14 protein-coding genes are annotated in these 17,999 nt (G+C 63.8%); 2 read left to right on the top strand and 12 right to left on the bottom strand.

Annotated elements, in window-relative coordinates; genetic code table 11:
• Nucleotides 1-109: 109 nt before the first annotated feature.
• The 4 genes from lpdA to NKI63_RS28525 all read right to left on the bottom strand — a co-directional run bounded on the left by lpdA (nucleotide 110) and on the right by NKI63_RS28525 (nucleotide 5,313).
• Nucleotides 110-1,504 (bottom strand): dihydrolipoyl dehydrogenase, encoded by a 1,395-nt coding sequence (gene lpdA, locus NKI63_RS28540; RefSeq protein ID WP_352508590.1) that lies wholly within the window; start codon nucleotides 1,502-1,504, stop codon nucleotides 110-112.
• Between the two features lie 174 nt (nucleotides 1,505-1,678).
• Nucleotides 1,679-3,052, bottom strand: coding sequence for a dihydrolipoamide acetyltransferase family protein (locus tag NKI63_RS28535; protein WP_352508591.1), 1,374 nt, complete (start codon nucleotides 3,050-3,052; stop codon nucleotides 1,679-1,681).
• Between the two features lie 12 nt (nucleotides 3,053-3,064).
• Nucleotides 3,065-4,078, bottom strand: coding sequence for an alpha-ketoacid dehydrogenase subunit beta (locus NKI63_RS28530; RefSeq protein ID WP_352508592.1), 1,014 nt, complete (start codon nucleotides 4,076-4,078; stop codon nucleotides 3,065-3,067).
• A gap of 2 nt (nucleotides 4,079-4,080) precedes the next feature.
• Nucleotides 4,081-5,313, bottom strand: coding sequence for a 3-methyl-2-oxobutanoate dehydrogenase (2-methylpropanoyl-transferring) subunit alpha (locus NKI63_RS28525; RefSeq protein WP_254817940.1), 1,233 nt, complete (start codon nucleotides 5,311-5,313; stop codon nucleotides 4,081-4,083).
• Nucleotides 5,314-5,663: 350 nt separating this feature from the next.
• Here NKI63_RS28525 and holA point away from each other — a divergent pair, with 350 nt between their 5' ends.
• Entirely contained in the window at nucleotides 5,664-6,710 is a 1,047-nt protein-coding gene (gene holA, locus NKI63_RS28520; protein ID WP_352824006.1) for a DNA polymerase III subunit delta, read from the top strand.
• A 153-nt stretch (nucleotides 6,711-6,863) separates the two neighbouring features.
• On the opposite strand, the gene NKI63_RS28515 is transcribed toward holA, so the two are convergent.
• From NKI63_RS28515 to mnmE, 5 genes are all read right to left on the bottom strand, one after another.
• The gene (locus NKI63_RS28515) at nucleotides 6,864-7,745 is read right to left on the bottom strand and encodes a ParB/RepB/Spo0J family partition protein (protein ID WP_352824005.1); all 882 of its coding nucleotides are present in this window, start codon (nucleotides 7,743-7,745) and stop codon (nucleotides 6,864-6,866) included.
• A gap of 40 nt (nucleotides 7,746-7,785) precedes the next feature.
• Nucleotides 7,786-8,586, bottom strand: coding sequence for a ParA family protein (locus NKI63_RS28510; RefSeq protein WP_084642633.1), 801 nt, complete (start codon nucleotides 8,584-8,586; stop codon nucleotides 7,786-7,788).
• Nucleotides 8,587-8,633: 47 nt separating this feature from the next.
• The gene (gene rsmG, locus NKI63_RS28505) at nucleotides 8,634-9,275 is read right to left on the bottom strand and encodes a 16S rRNA (guanine(527)-N(7))-methyltransferase RsmG (protein WP_352508595.1); all 642 of its coding nucleotides are present in this window, start codon (nucleotides 9,273-9,275) and stop codon (nucleotides 8,634-8,636) included.
• Nucleotides 9,272-11,146, bottom strand: coding sequence for a tRNA uridine-5-carboxymethylaminomethyl(34) synthesis enzyme MnmG (mnmG, locus tag NKI63_RS28500; RefSeq protein WP_352508596.1), 1,875 nt, complete (start codon nucleotides 11,144-11,146; stop codon nucleotides 9,272-9,274). Before mnmG ends, rsmG begins: the two co-directional genes overlap by 4 nt.
• Nucleotides 11,147-11,364: 218 nt before the next feature.
• On the bottom strand, nucleotides 11,365-12,693 hold the full coding sequence (gene mnmE / locus NKI63_RS28495) for a tRNA uridine-5-carboxymethylaminomethyl(34) synthesis GTPase MnmE (RefSeq protein WP_352824004.1): 1,329 nt from the start codon (nucleotides 12,691-12,693) through the stop codon (nucleotides 11,365-11,367).
• Between the two features lie 59 nt (nucleotides 12,694-12,752).
• On the opposite strand from mnmE, the gene NKI63_RS28490 reads away from it, so the two are divergent.
• Complete coding sequence (locus tag NKI63_RS28490) at nucleotides 12,753-14,768, top strand: thioredoxin domain-containing protein (RefSeq protein ID WP_352824003.1); 2,016 nt, start codon at nucleotides 12,753-12,755, stop codon at nucleotides 14,766-14,768.
• Nucleotides 14,769-14,946: 178 nt separating this feature from the next.
• Here the strand turns inward: NKI63_RS28490 and rho are convergent, their stop codons facing one another.
• The 3 genes from rho to hemE form a co-directional block, all read right to left on the bottom strand.
• A complete protein-coding gene (rho, locus tag NKI63_RS28485) occupies nucleotides 14,947-16,212 on the bottom strand; it encodes a transcription termination factor Rho (RefSeq protein ID WP_023675925.1) in 1,266 nt (421 codons plus the stop codon).
• A gap of 166 nt (nucleotides 16,213-16,378) precedes the next feature.
• Nucleotides 16,379-16,876 carry a protoporphyrinogen oxidase HemJ gene (hemJ, locus tag NKI63_RS28480; RefSeq protein ID WP_502900523.1) on the bottom strand — a complete coding sequence of 166 codons (498 nt, stop codon included), beginning with the start codon at nucleotides 16,874-16,876 and terminating at the stop codon, nucleotides 16,379-16,381.
• Between the two features lie 41 nt (nucleotides 16,877-16,917).
• Complete coding sequence (gene hemE, locus NKI63_RS28475) at nucleotides 16,918-17,946, bottom strand: uroporphyrinogen decarboxylase (RefSeq protein WP_352508599.1); 1,029 nt, start codon at nucleotides 17,944-17,946, stop codon at nucleotides 16,918-16,920.
• Nucleotides 17,947-17,999 lie beyond the last annotated feature (53 nt).

Raw genomic sequence — 17,999 nt, 5'->3', positions numbered from 1 at the left:
GTCGCTCCTTCGCTCAACTGCCTCTCCAAAGAATCCTTTCTCAGCCTAAACTCAACCCCAAAATCGCCATATGCGATTCCCCTGCTCAAGGGGGGGAGAGCGCGAGCCCTCAAACATGCACCGCCCGCCCCAGCGCCTTCAGCGCCGCTTCCTGAAAACCCTCGCCCTGTGTTGGATGGGCATGGATCGTTCCGGCGATATCCTCCAGCGTCGCACCCATCTCCAGCGCTAGGCCAAAGGCCGTAGATAATTCCGACACGCCCTGGCCGACGGCCTGGATGCCCAGCACCAGATGGTTGTCGGCGCGGGCAACGACCCGCACGAATCCGTCCTCGCCCAACTTCGTCATTGCCCGGCCATTGGCGGTGAAGGGAAACTGTCCGACCTTGATCTCGCCACGCGCCTTGGCCTCTTCCGGCGACAGGCCCGCGGTGACCAGCTCCGGGTCGGTGAAGCAGACAGCCGGGATCGCTCGTCTGTCCCAGCTGCGCTTGTGGCCGGCGACGATCTCGGCGACCATTTCGCCTTGCGCCATCGCCCGGTGCGCCAGCATCGGCTCGCCAGTGACGTCGCCAATGGCAAAGATACCGCGCATCGAGCTGCGGCACTGGTCGTCGATGCGGATGAAGGAGCCGGCCATGTCGAGGTCGATCTGCTCCAACCCCCAGCCTTCGGTCACCGGCTTGCGACCGACCGTGACCAGGACCTTGTCGGCAGCGATCTTGCCGTTCTTGCCGCCATTCGTCTCGACCAGCAGCGCGTCGCGCTTGGTGGACAGCCCCTTGGCCTTGGCGTTCACGAGCACCTCGATGCCGAGTTCGGCCAGCCGCTTAACCACCGGCCGGGTCAGTTCCGCATCATATTGCGCCAGCACGCGCGGCAACGCCTCGACCACGGTCACCTTGGCCCCCAGCTTGGCAAAGGCGATGCCGAGTTCCAGACCGATATAGCCGCCGCCGACCACCGCCAGCCTCTCTGGAACTTCGCTCAGCGCCAGCACCTCGGTCGACGAAATAACCGGTCCGCCGAACGGCAGCGATAGCAACTCGACCGGCGCCGAGCCGGTCGCAATCACCACCGTTTCGGCGCGGATCACCTGGATGCCGATCTCGGTGTCGACGGCAACGGTCTTGCCGTCGCGAAACGTCGCCCAGCCATGCACCGTCTTCACGCCAGCTTTCTTCAGCAGGCCGGCAACACCGTTGTTCAGCCGGCTAACGATCCCGTCTTTCCAGGCCATGGTGGCGGCGAGATCAAGCGATGGTGCGGCGATCGCAATACCGAGCGGGCTTTTTCCACCCGCCATGTGCGAGAGCTTCTCGAACTCCTCGGCCGCGTGGATCAGCGCCTTGGACGGGATGCAGCCGACATTGAGACAGGTGCCGCCCGGTCTGCCGAACTCGACGATAACCGTATCGATGCCGAGCTGCCCGGCACGGATCGCGCAGACATAGCCGCCCGGACCGGCGCCGATGACCAGCAGCTTGCAGGAGATTTCCTTCATGGCGATAGGCTCTTGTTGGCGAAGAAAGACCCCCTCATCCGGCCGCTTCGCGGCCACCTTCTCCCCGCTGGGGAGAAGAGGCTAGCGCCGGCGCTGGCGACCTCCTCTCCCCTCGGGGAGAGGGTAGCGATGCGGAGGCCGGGTGAGGGGGCCGTTGCGACCGTTCTCATTACCTCAGTCCACAAAAATCAACGCGGGCGTCTCTAGCAGCGTCTTGATGCGCTGGATAAACACCGCAGCGTCCCAGCCGTCGACGACGCGATGGTCGAAGCTGGAGGACAGGTTCATCATCTTGCGCGGGATGAACTGGCTGCCGTCCCATACCGGCCGCACCATCATCTTGTTGACGCCGACGATCGCCACTTCCGGATGATTGATCACCGGCGTCGTCGCCACGCCACCCATGGCGCCGAGCGAAGTGATGGTGATGGTCGAGCCCGAAAGCTCGTCGCGTGTCGCCGTGCCCGACCTGGCCGCCTCGGCGAGCCTGTTAACCTCGGCGGCGCAGTCCCAGATGTCGCGCGCCTCGGCGTGCTTGACCACCGGCACCATCAGCCCCGCAGGCGTCTGCGCCGCGATGCCGATATGGACGCCGCCATGCTGGTGGACGATGCCGGCTTCGTCGTCGAACAGCGCATTGAGGTTCGGCTGGTCGGCAATGGCCTTGACCATCGCCCGCATCAGGAACGGCAGCAGCGTCAGCTTCGGCCTGTCCGCGCCCGGCCGCTTCTCCTTGTTGAGCGCGGCGCGCAAATCCTCGAGTGCGGTGACGTCGATCTCCTCGACATAGGTGATGTGCGGGATGCGCGACTTGGCCAGCGTCATCTTCTCGGCGATCTTTCGCCTGAGCCCGACTATCTTGATGTCCTCGACCGTCTCGTTGCGGGCAAGGCCAGGGGCCTTCGCGAGCTGCGGTCCGCGTGCCAGGAACGCGTCGATGTCCTCATGCCGGATGCGGCCGGCCGGGCCGCTCCCCGGGACCTGCCGAAGGTCGATGCCGGCCTCTTTCGCCCTGAGGCGGACGGCCGGCGAGGCCAGTGGTTTTTCGCCTTCCGGACGCGGCGCGCTGTTGACCTTGGACCTGGCGCCGTCATCCCCGGGCTTGTCCCGAGGATCTACCGACCTCTCGGAACTGATCGCGTCATATCCGTGTGGGACGGCAGATCCTCGGGACAAGCCCGAGGATGACGGCGCCAAATTGGGTAATGACGGCTCCAAGCCCGAGGACGGGCGAGCCCGCGCATCGTCAGGGGTACCCTCCGCCGTAACGTCTGCAAGCGTCGCGCCAACCTTGACGTTCCCCTCGCCGGCCACTTTCAACCTGACGATTGGCGCGCCGATCGCCACAGTGTCGCCGATCTCGGCGCCAAGCCAGAGGATCTCGCCATCGACGGGCGAAGGGATCTCGACCGTCGCCTTGTCGGTCATGACCGCGGCAAGCACGGCGTCCTCGCGCACGAGATCGCCGACCTTGACCTGCCATTCGACCAGCTCGGCCTCGGCGACGCCTTCGCCGACATCGGGCAGCTTGATGACATATTCGCCCATTGTCTTCCCCCCTCAGGCCTCCATCGTTTCGACGAGCGCGCGGCCTAGCCGGGCGGGACCGGGAAAATAGTCCCACTCCTGCGCATGCGGATAGGGCGTGTCCCAGCCGGTGACCCGCGCCACCGGCGCTTCCAGATGGTAGAAGCAGTTCTCCTGAACCAGCGCCGAAAGTTCGGCGCCGAAGCCGGATGTCAGCGTCGCCTCGTGCACGATCACGCAGCGCCCGGTCTTGTTGACCGAGGCGACGATCGTCTCGAGATCCAGCGGCAGCAGTGTCCTCAGATCGATGATCTCGGCATCGATGCCGGTCTCCTCGGCTGCCGCCTGGGCAACATAGACCATCGTGCCGTAGGCAAGCACGGTGACTGCCGAGCCCTGTCTGCGGATCACCGCCTTGCCGAGCGGCACCGTGTAGTGGCCATCGGCGACTTCGCCGAGCTGATGCTTCGACCATGGCGTCACCGGCCGCTCGTGATGACCGTCGAAGGGGCCGTTATACAGCCGCTTCGGCTCCAGGAAGATCACCGGGTCGGGATCCTCGATCGCTGCGATCAGCAGGCCCTTGGCGTCGTGCGGATTGGACGGAACCACGACCTTCAGGCCGGAGACATGGGTGAACAGCGCCTCCGGGCTCTGGCTGTGGGTCTGGCCGCCGAAAATGCCGCCGCCGGTCGGCATTCTCACGACGATCGGGCAGGTGAAATCGCCGTTCGAGCGGTAGCGCAGCCGCGCCGCTTCCGAGACGATCTGGTCATAGGCCGGATAAACATAGTCGGCAAACTGCACCTCGACGCAAGGCTTCAGCCCGTAGGCCGCCATGCCGATGGCCGCGCCGACAATCCCGGATTCGCTGATCGGCGCATCGAAGCAGCGGCTCTTGCCGTATTTCGCCTGCAGGCCTTGCGTGCAGCGGAAGACGCCGCCGAAGAAGCCGACATCCTCGCCGAACACGATGACGCGTTCGTCGCGCGCCATCGACACGTCCATGGCGTCGCGGATCGCCTCGATCATGGTCCGCCGCGGCATGGTCAGACCCCGGCCTGTTGGCGCTGGCGCCTGAGATGCGGCGGCATCTCGGCATAGACGCCCTCGAACATATCGCGCGCCGAAGGCTTGCCGCCGGCATGCAGCGTGCCGTGGCGCTCGGCCTCCCGCTGCGCTGAAATCACCGTGTCGAGAATTTCCGCCTCGGCCTGGGCGTGGCGTTCGTCAGACCAGACGCCGCGCTGGATGAGGTGGTTCTTCAGCCTGACGATCGGGTCGCCGAGCGGCCAGGCGTCGGACTCGGCCTTCGGCCTGTAGGCCGACGGGTCGTCGGAGCTCGAATGCGCGCCGACGCGGTAGGTGACGTATTCGACCAGCGTCGGCCCGAGATTGCTACGCGCCCGTTCCGCCGCCCATTTGGCCACCGCATGGACGGCGAGATAGTCGTTGCCGTCGACGCGCAGTGACGGGATGCCGAAGCCGAGGCCACGGGCGGCAAAAGTACCGGAGCCGCCGCGGGCGATGCCCTGGAAGGTCGAAATCGCCCATTGGTTGTTGACGACGTTAAGCACGACCGGCGCCTTGTAGGTCGAGGCGAACACCAGCGCCGAATGGAAGTCGGACTCGGCGGTCGAGCCGTCGCCGATCCAGGCGGCGGCGATCTTTGAATCATTGCTGATTGCCGAGGCCATCGCCCAGCCGACCGCCTGGATGTACTGCGTCGCCAGATTGCCGGAGATCGAGAAGAAGCCGTGCTCCTTCGACGAATACATGATCGGCAATTGCCGCCCTTTCAGCGGATCGGCCTCGTTCGAATAGATCTGGTTCATCATCGTGACCATCGGGTAACCGTCGGCGATGAGCAGGCCGGCCTGCCGATAGGTCGGAAAATTCATGTCGCCCCGCGACAGCGCCTTGCGAAAGGCGCAGCTCACTGCCTCTTCGCCGAGATGCTGCATGTAGAAAGAGGTCTTGCCCTGGCGCTGCGCCATCTGCATGCGCGCATCGAAGCTGCGCAGCGTCATCATATGGCGCAGCCCCTCCAGCAACTCGTCGTCCGAAAGCAGCCCTGCCCACGGCCCGACCGCCTCGCCAGCGCGGTTGAGCACGCGGATGATCGAGAAGGCCAGATCGCGGATGTCGCGCGGGTCGACGTCGATCTTCGGGCGCGGCACCGAGCCAGCTTTTGGAATGCTCACATTGGAGAAATCCGGCGTCCCGCCCGGCCGCACTTCCGGTTCCGGAACATGGAAGCGCAACATTCCGGCATCGGCCATGATCTCGGTCCTCCACTGTTGCCCGGCCAGGATAGTTGCACACCGCCGGACCAGTGCCAATTCGTCGGGCGCGGCTTCGGGCCAACGACCGCGCCGGCCAGCACTCGTCAAGATGAAGATATGTCCGCGAAATTTCTTGTCGATCTTCCTCCGCCATGCGCAATTTGGCGAATGGTCCGGCCTGATCTGGCGCATGAGAAGGGATTCCTGCTGGCAAGATCCCTCTGTCGAGTTCCTTCGCGCCCCCCTCTGTCCGGCAGGATAGAGGGGGGCGCTGTCCCATAGGCGTCGCGATACAATCCCGCCAACCCTCCGTTCACCCTGCGCCCGCCTCGTGCTAATCAGCGCCCATGGCACAGAAGAAAGCATACGAAGTCGATGCATGGCTCGCGAAGCCGGATCCGCGCGTCTCGATCGTGCTGCTTTACGGTCCCGATCGCGGGCTGGTTGCCGAGCGGGCAAAGGCCTTTGCCGGCAAGACCGGCCTGCCGCTTGACGATCCGTTCTCAGTGGTCAGGCTGGACGGATCGGAAGTCGACCGCGACGAGGGCCGCCTGCTCGACGAGGCCCGCACCGTGCCGATGTTTTCGGAGCGGCGCCTGCTATGGGTGCGCAATGCCGGCGCCCAGAAGGCGCTTGCCGACGACGTCAAGGCGCTGACGTCGGAGCCCGCACGGGACGCCATCATCCTTATCGAGGCCGGCGACCTGAAGAAGGGCGTCGGCCTGCGCGCCGTGGTGGAGGCGGCGGATAATGCCATGGCATTGCCTTGCTATGCCGATGAAGCCAGGGATATCGATACGGTCATCGACGACGAACTGCGCAAGGCCGGCATGTCGATGACGCTGGAGGCCCGGCAGGCGCTGCGCCGCAATCTCGGCGGCGACCGGCTGGCCTCGCGCGGCGAGATCGAAAAGCTTGTGCTTTATGCGCATGGCCAGGCCGAAATCGGCCTTGACGACGTCAAGGCGACGTCTGGCGACGTCTCAGGCCTCTCCTTCGATACGGCGGTCGACGCCCTGCTCGAAGGCAGGATCGCCGACTTCGACACCGCCTTTACCCGCCATTGCCAGTCCGGCGGCCAGCCCTTCCTGGTGCTTTCATCGGCGATGCGGCAGCTGCAGACGATCCAGGCCATGCGCGGCCAGATGGACGCCGGCGGCCGCAATGCCGCTTCGGTCGTTGCCGCGGCGCGCCCGCCGGTTTTTTTCTCCCGGCGCAAGCTGGTGGAGAAAGCCCTCGAACGGTGGAGCAGCGAAGCGCTCGGCCGCGCACTCAACCGCCTGCAGACGGCGGTCCTGCAGACACGCCGGCGGCCGGATCTGTCGATCGCGCTGGCACGACAGGCCCTGCTCGGCATTGCCGTGGAGAGCGCAAGGCTGGCGCAGCGAGCCTGATCTCCCTCCTCGAGGGGGAGATTGACGGCTTCAGCGATTTCGCCAACCGCCAATGTCTCAAAGAGAAAACGGCCGACGCAATGGCTGGCCTTTATTGACTCACTTAGTCTACTTCATTTGCCGGCTAAATATCGCGATCTTTCAGCAGCCTACCTACTCCCGCTTCAGCCTTCGGCAAAGCTCGTCAAGCTGCTCCAGCGTCCGGTAAGCGACGCTGATCACGCCGCCGCGCTGGTTGTGCTCGATCGTGACGATCATGCCGATCGTATTGGTCATCAATTTTTCCAGCGCTAGCGTGTCGGCATCCTTTTGCGGCGGCGCTGCGGGCTGGCGCTTTGCCGCCGGCGCGCCGACCGGCATCTGCGCCAGCGCCTCGGCCTGGCGCACCGAAAGCCCCTCGTCGATGATCCGCTTGGCAAGCCCGGCCGGGTCCTCGGCGGTCACCAGGGTGCGGGCGTGGCCGGCCGAGAGCGCGCCGTCGACCAGCATGTCGCGAATGACGTCGGGCAGCTTGAGCAGCCTCAGCGTATTGGCGACATGGCTGCGGCTCTTGCCGATCACCTGGCCGAGATCGGCTTGTGTATAGCCGTGGTCGTCGATCAGCTGCTGGTAGCCCAGCGCCTCTTCGACCGGGTTGAGGTCGGTGCGCTGGACGTTTTCGATGATCGCCAGTTCGAGCGCCGTGCGATCGTTGACGTCGCGTACGATGATCGGGATTTCGGTCAGCCCGGCGCGTTGCGCCGCGCGCCAACGACGCTCGCCTGCGATGATCTCGTAACGGCCCGTTTGGGTTTTCGACGGCCGCGCCACCACCGGCTGCACCACGCCATGTTCGCGGATCGACTGGGCGAGGTCGGTCAGGTCGGCGTCGCCAAAATGCCGGCGCGGGTTTTTGGGATTGGGGCTGAGGAACTCGATCGGCACCTTGCCGTCGGCCGCCAGGCCCGGCTTTTCCGGTGCCGCCGGACGATCGATTTCGCCGATCAGGGCCGCCAGTCCCCGTCCCAGTCTTTTCCTCGAAAGGTCTTCGTTCATCATCCGTCCAGATCGTTTCGGTGTCGAATCGGCTTATTGTTTAGGCAGCACGCAATTTGCGCTCGCGGCGGATGACTTCCGAAGCAAGCTGCAGATAGGCCTGGCTGCCCGAGCATTTGAGGTCGTAGAGAATCGCCGGCTTGCCATAGGACGGCGCCTCGGAAACGCGGACATTGCGCGGGATGACGGTTTCATAGACCTTGTCGCCCATATGCGCCCGCACATCCTGCACCACCTGGTTGGCGAGATTGTTGCGCCCGTCGAACATGGTCAGCACGATGCCCTGGATCGTCAGGTCGGGGTTGATCGAGCGGCGCACCTGCTCGACCGTCTCCAAAAGCTGGCTCAGGCCCTCCAGCGCGAAAAACTCGCACTGCAGCGGCACCAGCACCGAATCGGCTGCAGCCATCGAATTCAGTGTCAGCAGGTTGAGCGACGGCGGGCAGTCGATCAGCACATAGCCGAAGTTGGCCGAGCGCTCGGCCGAAGCCCGTAGCGCGTTGCGCAGCCGCAGCACCCGATCCGGCGCCGAGGCGATTTCCATCTCGATGCCGAGCAGGTCGAGCGTCGACGGGACGATCGACAGGCCAGGCACCGCCGTCGGGATCGCCGCCGCTTCGAGATCGAGTTCGCCGGTCAGCACGTCATAGGACGAGACGGTGCGGTCGCGCCGGTCGATGCCAAGCCCGGTGCTGGCATTGCCCTGCGGGTCGAGATCGACGATCAGCACCTGTTCGCCTATGGCCGCCAGCGCGGTGGCCAGATTGATGGCAGTCGTCGTCTTGCCGACGCCGCCCTTCTGGTTGGCGACGGTGATGATTCGGGGGCCGTTCTTCATCATGGGTCTATGCCAGAAATTCATGCCAGAAATTCATTTGGGGTCGCCGGTCACAAGCCAGGATGCGGTCGCAAGTCGGATACTTCAAGAATGACGCCCTGCGCGTCGGTTGCACTGGCATGTTCTACCAGATCGAAAGACCATCGTTGAGCGCTTTCTGCCACTTCGGCGCGGTAATCCCGGCCTTTGTGAAACAGGCCATGCGACCCCTTGGTCAGCCACGGCGCCGTCAGGTCGAGCAAGTCGGGCAGCGAGGCGAGCGCCCTGGCTGTGACGATTTGCGGTGCAGGAACAAGAGGATAGCTATCGTCGATGCGGCGCGCGATGACCTTGGCGGGCAGATTGAACTGTCCGACGACCGTTTGCAGGAACGATGCTTTCTTCCGGTTGCTTTCAACAAGATCGATGCTGGCGCCTTCTCGCTCGGCGAGCAAAAATGCCAGCACGAGGCCGGGAAACCCGCCGCCCGAGCCGAGATCGACCCAGCGCTTCGCCTCTGGTTTGATTCGCGCCAGCTGCGCGCTGTCGAGGATGTGGCGGCGCCAGACATCGTCCTGCGTCGATTGCGCGGCGAGATTGATCCGGCGGTTCCATTTCTGGAAGACGGCCTCGAACGCGACCAGACGATCGAATGTTTCACGTGAAACCGGGCCTGCTGCCTCTTGCAGGTTTGCCCAGGACGCAGTGCTCACGCGACCTGCTTTCGCGCAGCCGCCTCGGCATTGCGCACATGCGCGACGATGATTGCCAGCGCCGCCGGCGTCATGCCCTCCATACGCTGCGCATCGGCAATGGAGCGCGGCTGGCGTGCCAGCATCTTCTGCTTCAACTCATTGGACAGGCCGGGAACAGAGGCAAAGTCGAGCGATTCGGGAATCAGCCTGCTCTCCTCATGCCTGATCTGCGAGACGTCAGCCTGCTGGCGGTCGAGATAGACAGAATATCTGGCTTCCGTTTCAAGACGTTCGGCCGTTTTGCTGTCGATCACCGCGAAAGCCGGCTCGATCCGCGCCAGCCAGGCGATGTCGACGCCAGGATAGGCCAGCAACTCATAGGCTGAGCGGCGGACGCCGTCCCGGTTGATTTCGAGCCCATGGCGCGCCGCCTCATTGGGGGTCATGGTGGTGCCGAGGGCGAGCTGTCGCGCTTTCTCAAGGTCTTGCACGACATTGTTGAACCGCTGCATCCGCTCCGGCGAGGCGATCCCCAGTCTCATAGCCAGCGGCGTCAGCCGCTCATCGGCGTTGTCGGCTCGCAAAGACAGCCGGAACTCGGCCCGCGAGGTGAACATGCGGTACGGTTCGGTGATGCCGCGGCTGGTCAAATCGTCGACCATCACCCCGATATAGGCTTCGGTGCGGCTGAGCACGATTTCATCGCTCGCCGAGGCCTTGCGCGCCGCGTTGAGGCCGGCGAGCAGTCCTTGCGCGCCGGCCTCCTCGTAGCCGGTGGTGCCGTTGATCTGGCCGGCGAGGAAAAGCCCGCCGATCCGCTTTGTCTCCAGCGTTGGCTTGAGCTCGCGCGGGTCGACATGGTCATACTCGATGGCATAGCCCGGCTGCAGCATGGTTGCCCGCTCCAGCCCCGGAATGGTCTTCAGCATGTCGAGCTGCACGTCCTCGGGCAGCGAGGTCGAAATGCCGTTCGGATACACCGTGTCGTCGTCCAGCCCTTCCGGCTCCAGAAAGATCTGGTGGCCTTCGCGGTCGCCGAACTTGACGATCTTGTCTTCGATCGACGGGCAATAACGCGGCCCGACGCCTTCGATTGACCCCGAATACATGGCCGACCGGCCGAGATTGGCGCGAATCAGCTCATGCGTGGCGTGGGTCGTTCGGGTGATGCCGCAGTGGATCTGCGGGTTTTCGATGCGCTCGGTGAGCAGCGAGAACGGCACGGGATCTTCGTCCGCCGCCTGGCTCTCCAGCGACGCCCAATCGATCGTCCTGCCGTCCAGCCGCGGCGGCGTGCCGGTCTTCAGCCGCCCGAGCTTGAAGCCGGCGCGGCTCATCGTCGCCGAGAGGCCGACGCTCGCCTGCTCGTTCATGCGGCCGGCGACAATCTTCTTCTCGCCAATATGGATCAGCCCGCGCAAGAAAGTGCCGGTCGTCAGCACCACGGCGCCGCAGGCGAGCCGGCGTCCATCCGCCAGCAGCACCGCCGCGATGCGCCCATTGTCGATTTCAAAATCGAGAACCTCGCCCTCGACCACATCGAGACCGGCCTGCTCGCGAATCGCCGCTTGCATGGCGAGGCGATAGAGCTTTCTGTCGGCTTGCGTTCGCGGACCACGCACCGCCGGCCCTTTGCGGCGGTTGAGCAGCCGGAACTGGATGCCGGCCGCATCGGCAACGCGCCCCATCAGCCCGTCCATGGCGTCGATCTCGCGAACCAGATGGCCCTTGCCGAGGCCGCCGATCGCCGGATTGCAGGACATCACGCCGATCGTGTCGAAGCGCAGCGTCACCAGCGCCGTTCTGGCGCCAGCCCGCGCAGCGGCGCTTGCAGCCTCGCACCCAGCATGGCCGCCGCCCACCACAACCACATCGTAGCGATTGGTCATTTGTATATTCCGATTCAAATCTGCCGACACATGTGCCCACAGCCACATGCTGTCAAGAACACTGCTCGTTTCACGTGAAACAATGTAGCGGTATCAGCGCCTGGTGTTTCACGTGAGTCACGGCGTTGGTGCCTTCGGTGGCGCAGAACATCGGCGGGACGGGGAAGGAGCGCCGTCGCTCGCCTTCCGTCACGGATGCTTGCAATGTTTCACGTGAGTCATTTGCCGATACAGAACTGCGAAAAGATAACGTCCAGCATATCCTCGACATCGACCGCCCCGACGATCCGTCCAAGCCGATCCGCTGCCAGGCGCAGTTCCTCGGCCCGTAGCTCCTGCCCGCGATGACCACTGACCACTGCTGCGACCAGGAAGCGTTTCGTCTCGTTGAGCAACTCGACGTGCCGCAGCCGCGACGGCAGGATATCGCCGGCCTTGCCGATCTGCGCTGCGGCACGACGCCCGATCTCGTCCAGCAATTCGGCCAGACCCGCGCCGTCCCGCGTCGAGATGGCGAAATCATAGTGCGCCGTGGGCGAGGGTGACTTGCCCCCCAACAGGTCAATTTTTGTTCCGACCCTCAGCGCCGGCATGTCGCCCGGCCGCATACCGATCGCGACTGGCTCCGCCAGATCCTCCAGCAGCAGCAGCAGATCAGCGCTGTGCGCCTTGGTCCTGGCCTTCTCTATGCCAATCGCCTCGATCTTGCCGGGCGCCTCGCGCAGACCGGCGGTGTCGGTTACCCTGACCCGCACCCCTTCCAGGTCCAGCACCACTTCTAGCAGGTCGCGGGTCGTGCCGGGCTCGTCGGTGACGATGGCCGCTTCGCGCCGCGCCAAAGCGTTGAACAGGCTGGACTTGCCGGCATTCGGCGCGCCAAGGATCACGACTTCGAATCCGTCGCGGATGATTTCGGCGGCACGAAAGCCGGCGACATGGCGCTCGATTTCGTCGATCATGGCCTGAACATCGGACCAGACCGTATCGGCGACCGAACCCGGCACGTCGTCCTCGTCGGCAAAATCGATCTCGGCCTCGATCATCGCCCGAGCGTGGATCAGCCGTCGGCGCCAGCCCAGATAGAGTTCGCTCTGCACGCCCTGAGCGTTGTGAACGGCAAAGCGCCGCTGCGCTTCGGTCTCGGCGTTGATGAGATCGGCCAGCGCCTCGGTCTCGACCAGATCGAGCTTGCCGCTGAGAAAGGCACGGCGGGTGAATTCACCAGGCTCGGCGTGCCTGACGCCGTCGAAGGAGGCGATGGTTTCCAGCATCCTCGCCACGACGGCGCGTCCGCCATGCACATGGAACTCGGCGACGTCCTCGCCGGTGAAACTGTCGGGCCCGGCAAAGAAGACGACCAGGCCGCTGTCCAGCACCGATCCGTCGGGCGCCCGGAGCTTGCGATAGGCGGCCACGCGGTTCGGCACGGTCGATCCGGAAATCGTTTCGACAACGAATCGACTCTGCGGCCCGGAAATCCGAATCACCGCAATGCCGGCCGGCAGGCGCCCGCTCGACAGCGCTACAATGGAGTCTTTCAAAATCATTTGCCCGCTCTGCCGAAGCGCCCTAGCTATGCCTGTTCAATCCGCCTTCGAGTAGCGCCGTGACCTTGCCTGCACAAAACTTGCTTGCCGAAGAGGCCAGCCCCTATCTGCAGCAGCACAGCGGCAATCCGGTGCACTGGCGGCCATGGTCGCCCGCCGCTCTGGCCGAAGCAAAGGCGCTGCAGCGCCCGATCCTGCTCTCTGTCGGCTACGCCGCGTGCCATTGGTGCCACGTCATGGCGCATGAGAGCTTCGAGAACGACGACGTCGCCGCCGTCATGAACCGTCTCTTCGTCAATATCAAGGTCGACCGCGAGGAGCGCCCCGACATCGACCAGATCTATATGGCGGCATTGTCCTCGATGGGCGAGCAAGGCGGCTGGCCGCTGACCATGTTCCTGACCCCGGATGGCAAGCCGTTCTGGGGCGGCACTTACTTTCCGCGCGAGGCCCGCTACGGCCGGCCGGGCTTTGTCCAGGTGCTGGAGGCGGTTGACAAGGCTTGGCGGGAGAAGAAAGAAAGCGTTAACCAAAGTGCCGACGGCTTGAGCACGCATGTCGAGACGCGGCTGGCGGGCAGCCATGCCAAGGCCGTGCTCGACCGCGGCATGCTGGCAAAGTTCGCCAACGGCATTGACGGCATGATCGACAGCGAGCTGGGCGGCCTGCGCGGCGCGCCGAAATTCCCCAACGCGCCGTTCATGCAGAGCCTCTGGTTGTGCTGGCTGCGCGACGGCACCGCATCCCACCGCGACGCCGTTCTCCTCAGCCTCGAAAAGATGCTGGCCGGCGGCATCTACGACCATATTGGCGGCGGCCTCAGCCGCTACTCGACCGACGCCGAATGGCTGGTGCCGCATTTCGAAAAGATGCTCTACGACAATGCCCAGCTCATCCGCTTGTGCAACTGGGCCTATGCGTCAACCGGCAAGGAATTATTCCGGCTGCGAATCGAAGAGACGATTGCCTGGCTGTTGCGCGAAATGCGGGTCGAGGACGGTGCCTTTGCCGCCAGCCTCGATGCCGATAGCGAGGGCGAGGAGGGGTTGTTCTACACCTGGAGCAGGGATGAAATCGAGACCGTCCTTGGCTACGAATCAGCCTTGTTTTTCAAATACTTCACACTTGCCGATCCGCATGGCTGGGAAGGCAAGCCGATCATCCACCAAACCGAAGCCCAGCAAATACAAAGCGTCGTCGATCGTGACCTCCTGGTTCCGCTCAAGCAAAGGCTGCTGGCAGCGAGGGAACAGCGCGTTCGGCCCGGGCGTGACGGCAAGGCCCTGACCGACTGGAACGGCTTGACGATCGCAGCCCTTGCCGAGGCCGGACGATCGCTTGGCCGATCCGACTGGATCGAAGCGGCGGAAGCGGCCTTTGCCGCCATTGCGGGCGCCGCCCGCGACGCCCGTCTGCCGCATTCCATGCTCGGGGAGAAGAAATTGTTTCCCGCGCTGTCGAGCGACTATGCCGCCATGGCCAATGCCGCCATCTCACTGCTCGAGGCGACCGGCAATCCCGACTATATCGATCGCGCCGGGAACTTCATTGAGCAACTCGATCTCTGGCACCGGGACAGCGACAAGACCGGCTACTATCTGACCGCGTCGGACAGCGCGGATGTGCCGATCCGCATCCGCGGCGATGTCGACGAAGCCATTCCTTCCGCTACCGGCCAGATCATAGAAGCCCTGGTCCGATTGTCGTCGCTTTTGGGCGATCTCGATCTCTGGGAAAAAGCCTGGACGGTCGCCGAGCATGCGGCCGGGCGGGCTGAGCACCAGGGCTATGGCCAAGCGGGTACAGTCAATGCCTGTACCTTGGCGTTCGAGCCGTTGAAGTTGGTGATCGTGGAGAGATCTGAGAATCCAAGGCTTGTTCCGGTTGCGAATCGAAATCCGGACCCGCGCCGGGTGGACATCGTGGTGCCTGTCGGCTCGGCGACAAACCTGCCGACGCTGCCAGGCGGCGTCCTGCCACCAACCGAAAAGCCCGGCGCCTGGCTGTGCACCGGGCAGGTCTGCCTGCCGGTGATAACGGAAGCTGAGGAGCTGGAACGGATGCTGCGGCGGTGATGGACCTGGCGCTCCGTCCCTTCTCCCTTGTGGGAGAAGGTGGATTGGCGCGCAGCGCCGAGACGGATGAGGGGTGTTGGACGGAGTGCCGTCGTTGCCAAGCTGGAGCACCCGTCATCCGACCGAGCTTCGCTCGCCACCTGCTGCTCCCACACGGGAGAAGGGAAGGCCCGCAACCCTACGTATTCATCGAATCGAAGAAATCCGCATTGGTCTTGGTCTGCTTGAGCTTGTCGATCAGGAACTCGATAGCGTCGGTTGTTCCCATCGGCGCCAGGATGCGGCGCAGCACGAAGATCTTCTGCAGGTCCTGGCGCGGAACCAGAAGGTCCTCCTTGCGGGTGCCGGACTTGAGGATGTCCATGGCCGGGTAGATACGCTTGTCCGCGACCTTGCGGTCGAGCACGATTTCCGAATTGCCGGTGCCCTTGAACTCTTCGAAGATGACTTCGTCCATGCGGCTGCCGGTGTCTATCAGCGCGGTGGCGATGATGGTCAGCGAACCGCCTTCCTCGATATTGCGGGCAGCACCGAAGAAGCGCTTCGGCCGCTGCAGCGCGTTGGCGTCGACACCGCCGGTCAGCACCTTGCCGGATGACGGCACGACGGTGTTGTAGGCGCGGCCGAGGCGGGTGATCGAATCCAGCAGGATGACGACGTCGCGGCCGTGCTCGACGAGGCGCTTGGCCTTCTCGATGACCATTTCGGCAACCTGGACGTGGCGAACCGCCGGCTCGTCGAAGGTCGAGGAGACGACCTCGCCCTTCACCGAGCGCTGCATGTCGGTGACTTCCTCCGGCCGCTCGTCGATCAGAAGCACGATCAGGTAGCATTCCGGGTGGTTGGTAGTGATCGAATGGGCGATGTTCTGCAACAGCACCGTCTTGCCGGTGCGCGGCTGCGCCACGATCAGGGCGCGCTGGCCCTTGCCGAGCGGCGCCACCAGGTCGATGACGCGCGCCGAAATATCCTTGGAGGTCGGAACCTCCATCTCCATCTTCAGCCGCGAGGTCGGATAAAGCGGCGTCAGATTATCGAAATGGATCTTGTGGCGGATTTTTTCAGGGTCGTCGAAATTGATCGTGTTGACCTTGAGCAGCGCAAAATAGCGCTCGCCCTCTTTCGGGCTGCGGATCGGCCCTTCGACCGTATCGCCGGTCTTCAGTGAGAATCGCCGGATCTGCGAGGGTGAAATATAGATGTCGTCGGGACCTGGCAAATAGTTGGCGTTGGCGGAGCGCAGGAAGCCAAAACCGTCCTGCAGCACTTCGACGACGCCGTCGCCGATGATCTCGATATCCTGGGTCGCCAGTCTCTTCAGGATCGCGAACATCAGCTCCTGCTTGCGCATGACGCTGGCGTTCTCGACCTCGAGCGATTCCGCATAAGCGATCAGCTCTGGTGGTTTCTTGTTCTTGAACTCTGTGAGCTTCATTTCTTGCATCATTAGACGGACTCTGAGTAAGCTTTGGGAAAAATATCGGCGGGATGCGACAAATGCCGGGCGCGGCCGAAGCGATAAATGGGCGGCGCATGACGGGAAGGAAGACCCGTCTTTTATCGTCGGTCGGTTGAAAGAGCAAGCCGCCTTTTGCGGGCAACCGAGGACGTCAGAACGGTTTTACGATAACCAGGACGACGATGACGATCATCAGCAATGTAGGGATCTCATTGACGATCCGCCAGTGCCTTGCCGATTTTTCATTGCGGTCTTCGGCAAATTTGCGGACGGCGCCGGCGAGATAGCCATGCGCGGCCGACAGACCAACCACCGCAGCGATCTTGGCATGCAGCCAGCCGCCCTGAAAACCAAAGCCTTTCCAGGCGAGCCACAGGCCGAATGCCCAGGTAATCACCATTGCCGGATTGATGATGCCGCGCAGCAGGCGGCGCTCCATCACCTTGAAGGTCTCCGACTGGACGGAGCCTTTTTCGGCATCGGCATGATAGACCAGCAAGCGCGGCAGATAGAGGATGCCCGCCATCCAGGAGATGACGGCAATCACATGGATCGCCTTCGCCCACGGATAGAAATCATCGGGCCCGAAGAAAAACAGCAGCCCGGCCAGCACCAGGAAGATGGCGATCGCAATTGCCGCGCGGTGCATCGCCCCTCGACCGCTGTTCGCGTTGTCTGCGCCCATCATCGTCACGATGCGCTCCGCACCAGTTTCACCATCTGCTCGACATGCGCCAGCGGCGTCTCCGGCGTGATGCCGTGGCCGAGGTTGAAGATCAGTGGTCCGTCGCCCAGCGCCTTCAGGATCGCCGCTACGCCGTCGGCAAGCGCCTTGCCGCCGGCTACAAGCCTCAGCGGATCGAGATTGCCCTGCACGGCGCCGTCGCGCTGCAATTCCTTCGCCGTCGACAAGGGCACAGTCCAGTCGAGGCCCAACCCGGTCACGCCGGTCTGCTGGCGATAGCTTCGATAGTGGTCTCCCGCGCCCTTGGGAAAGCCGATGATCGGAACGTTGGGATGGACAGCATTCACTTGCCGGACGATCTCGGCCACCGGCTCGACGCAGAACAATCCGAAAGACGCTTCGTCGAGCACGCCTGACCACGAATCGAAGATCTGCACGACATCGGCGCCGGCTTCGATCTGGCGGATCAGATAGGCAGCCGAATGATCGGCGAGCACCTTCAGCAACCGAAGAAAGGCCGCCGGCTCGCGATAGGCGAACAGCCTGGCCGGCGCCTGGTCGGGCGTTCCGTGGCCGGCAATCATGTAGGTCGCCACTGTCCAGGGCGCACCGCAGAAGCCGATCAGCGTCGTTTCATCGGGCAGTCTGGCGCGCAATCGCCGCACCGTCTCGTAGACCGGCTCGAGATTCACGTGAAACGTTTCGCCGTCGAGAGCCTCGATCTCCACAGCCGTGATCGGCGTCAGCAGCGGGCCGCGTCCTTCCTCGAAGCGCACGTCGCGGCCGAGCGCATGCGGAACGACAAGGATGTCGGAAAACAGGATCGATGCATCGAAGCCGAAGCGTTCGATCGGCTGCAGCGTCACTTCAACGGCGAGATCCGGGTCGTAGCAAAGATCGAGGAAGGATCCGGCCCGCCTCCTCGTCTCCCGGTATTCCGGCAGATAGCGGCCGGCCTGGCGCATCATCCAGACCGGTGGCGGAAACGCCGTCTTGCCTCTCAACACGTCCAGCACGATCCGGTCTTGAGGCATTGAGCGCTAGCCTTTCCAGGCTTCCCTATAATTAAATATTCTATGTTTAGGAA

The organism is Mesorhizobium sp. M0410 (assembly GCF_040321435.1).
Taxonomy (GTDB): domain Bacteria; phylum Pseudomonadota; class Alphaproteobacteria; order Rhizobiales; family Rhizobiaceae; genus Mesorhizobium.
The sequence above is the reverse complement of the archived record's forward strand: the minus strand, read 5'-3'. Positions and strand labels throughout refer to the sequence as shown.

Coding starts and splice junctions, on each gene's coding strand:
- lpdA (WP_352508590.1), bottom strand. CDS start 1,504: ATGAAGGAAATCTCCTGCAAGCTGCTGGTCATCGGCGCCGGTCCGGGC.
- NKI63_RS28535 (WP_352508591.1), bottom strand. CDS start 3,052: ATGGGCGAATATGTCATCAAGCTGCCCGATGTCGGCGAAGGCGTCGCC.
- NKI63_RS28530 (WP_352508592.1), bottom strand. CDS start 4,078: ATGCCGCGGCGGACCATGATCGAGGCGATCCGCGACGCCATGGACGTG.
- NKI63_RS28525 (WP_254817940.1), bottom strand. CDS start 5,313: ATGGCCGATGCCGGAATGTTGCGCTTCCATGTTCCGGAACCGGAAGTG.
- holA (WP_352824006.1), top strand. CDS start 5,664: ATGGCACAGAAGAAAGCATACGAAGTCGATGCATGGCTCGCGAAGCCG.
- NKI63_RS28515 (WP_352824005.1), bottom strand. CDS start 7,745: ATGAACGAAGACCTTTCGAGGAAAAGACTGGGACGGGGACTGGCGGCC.
- NKI63_RS28510 (WP_084642633.1), bottom strand. CDS start 8,586: ATGATGAAGAACGGCCCCCGAATCATCACCGTCGCCAACCAGAAGGGC.
- mnmG (WP_352508596.1), bottom strand. CDS start 11,146: ATGACCAATCGCTACGATGTGGTTGTGGTGGGCGGCGGCCATGCTGGG.
- mnmE (WP_352824004.1), bottom strand. CDS start 12,693: ATGATTTTGAAAGACTCCATTGTAGCGCTGTCGAGCGGGCGCCTGCCG.
- rho (WP_023675925.1), bottom strand. CDS start 16,212: ATGCAAGAAATGAAGCTCACAGAGTTCAAGAACAAGAAACCACCAGAG.
- hemJ (WP_502900523.1), bottom strand. CDS start 16,876: ATGCACCGCGCGGCAATTGCGATCGCCATCTTCCTGGTGCTGGCCGGG.
- hemE (WP_352508599.1), bottom strand. CDS start 17,946: ATGCCTCAAGACCGGATCGTGCTGGACGTGTTGAGAGGCAAGACGGCG.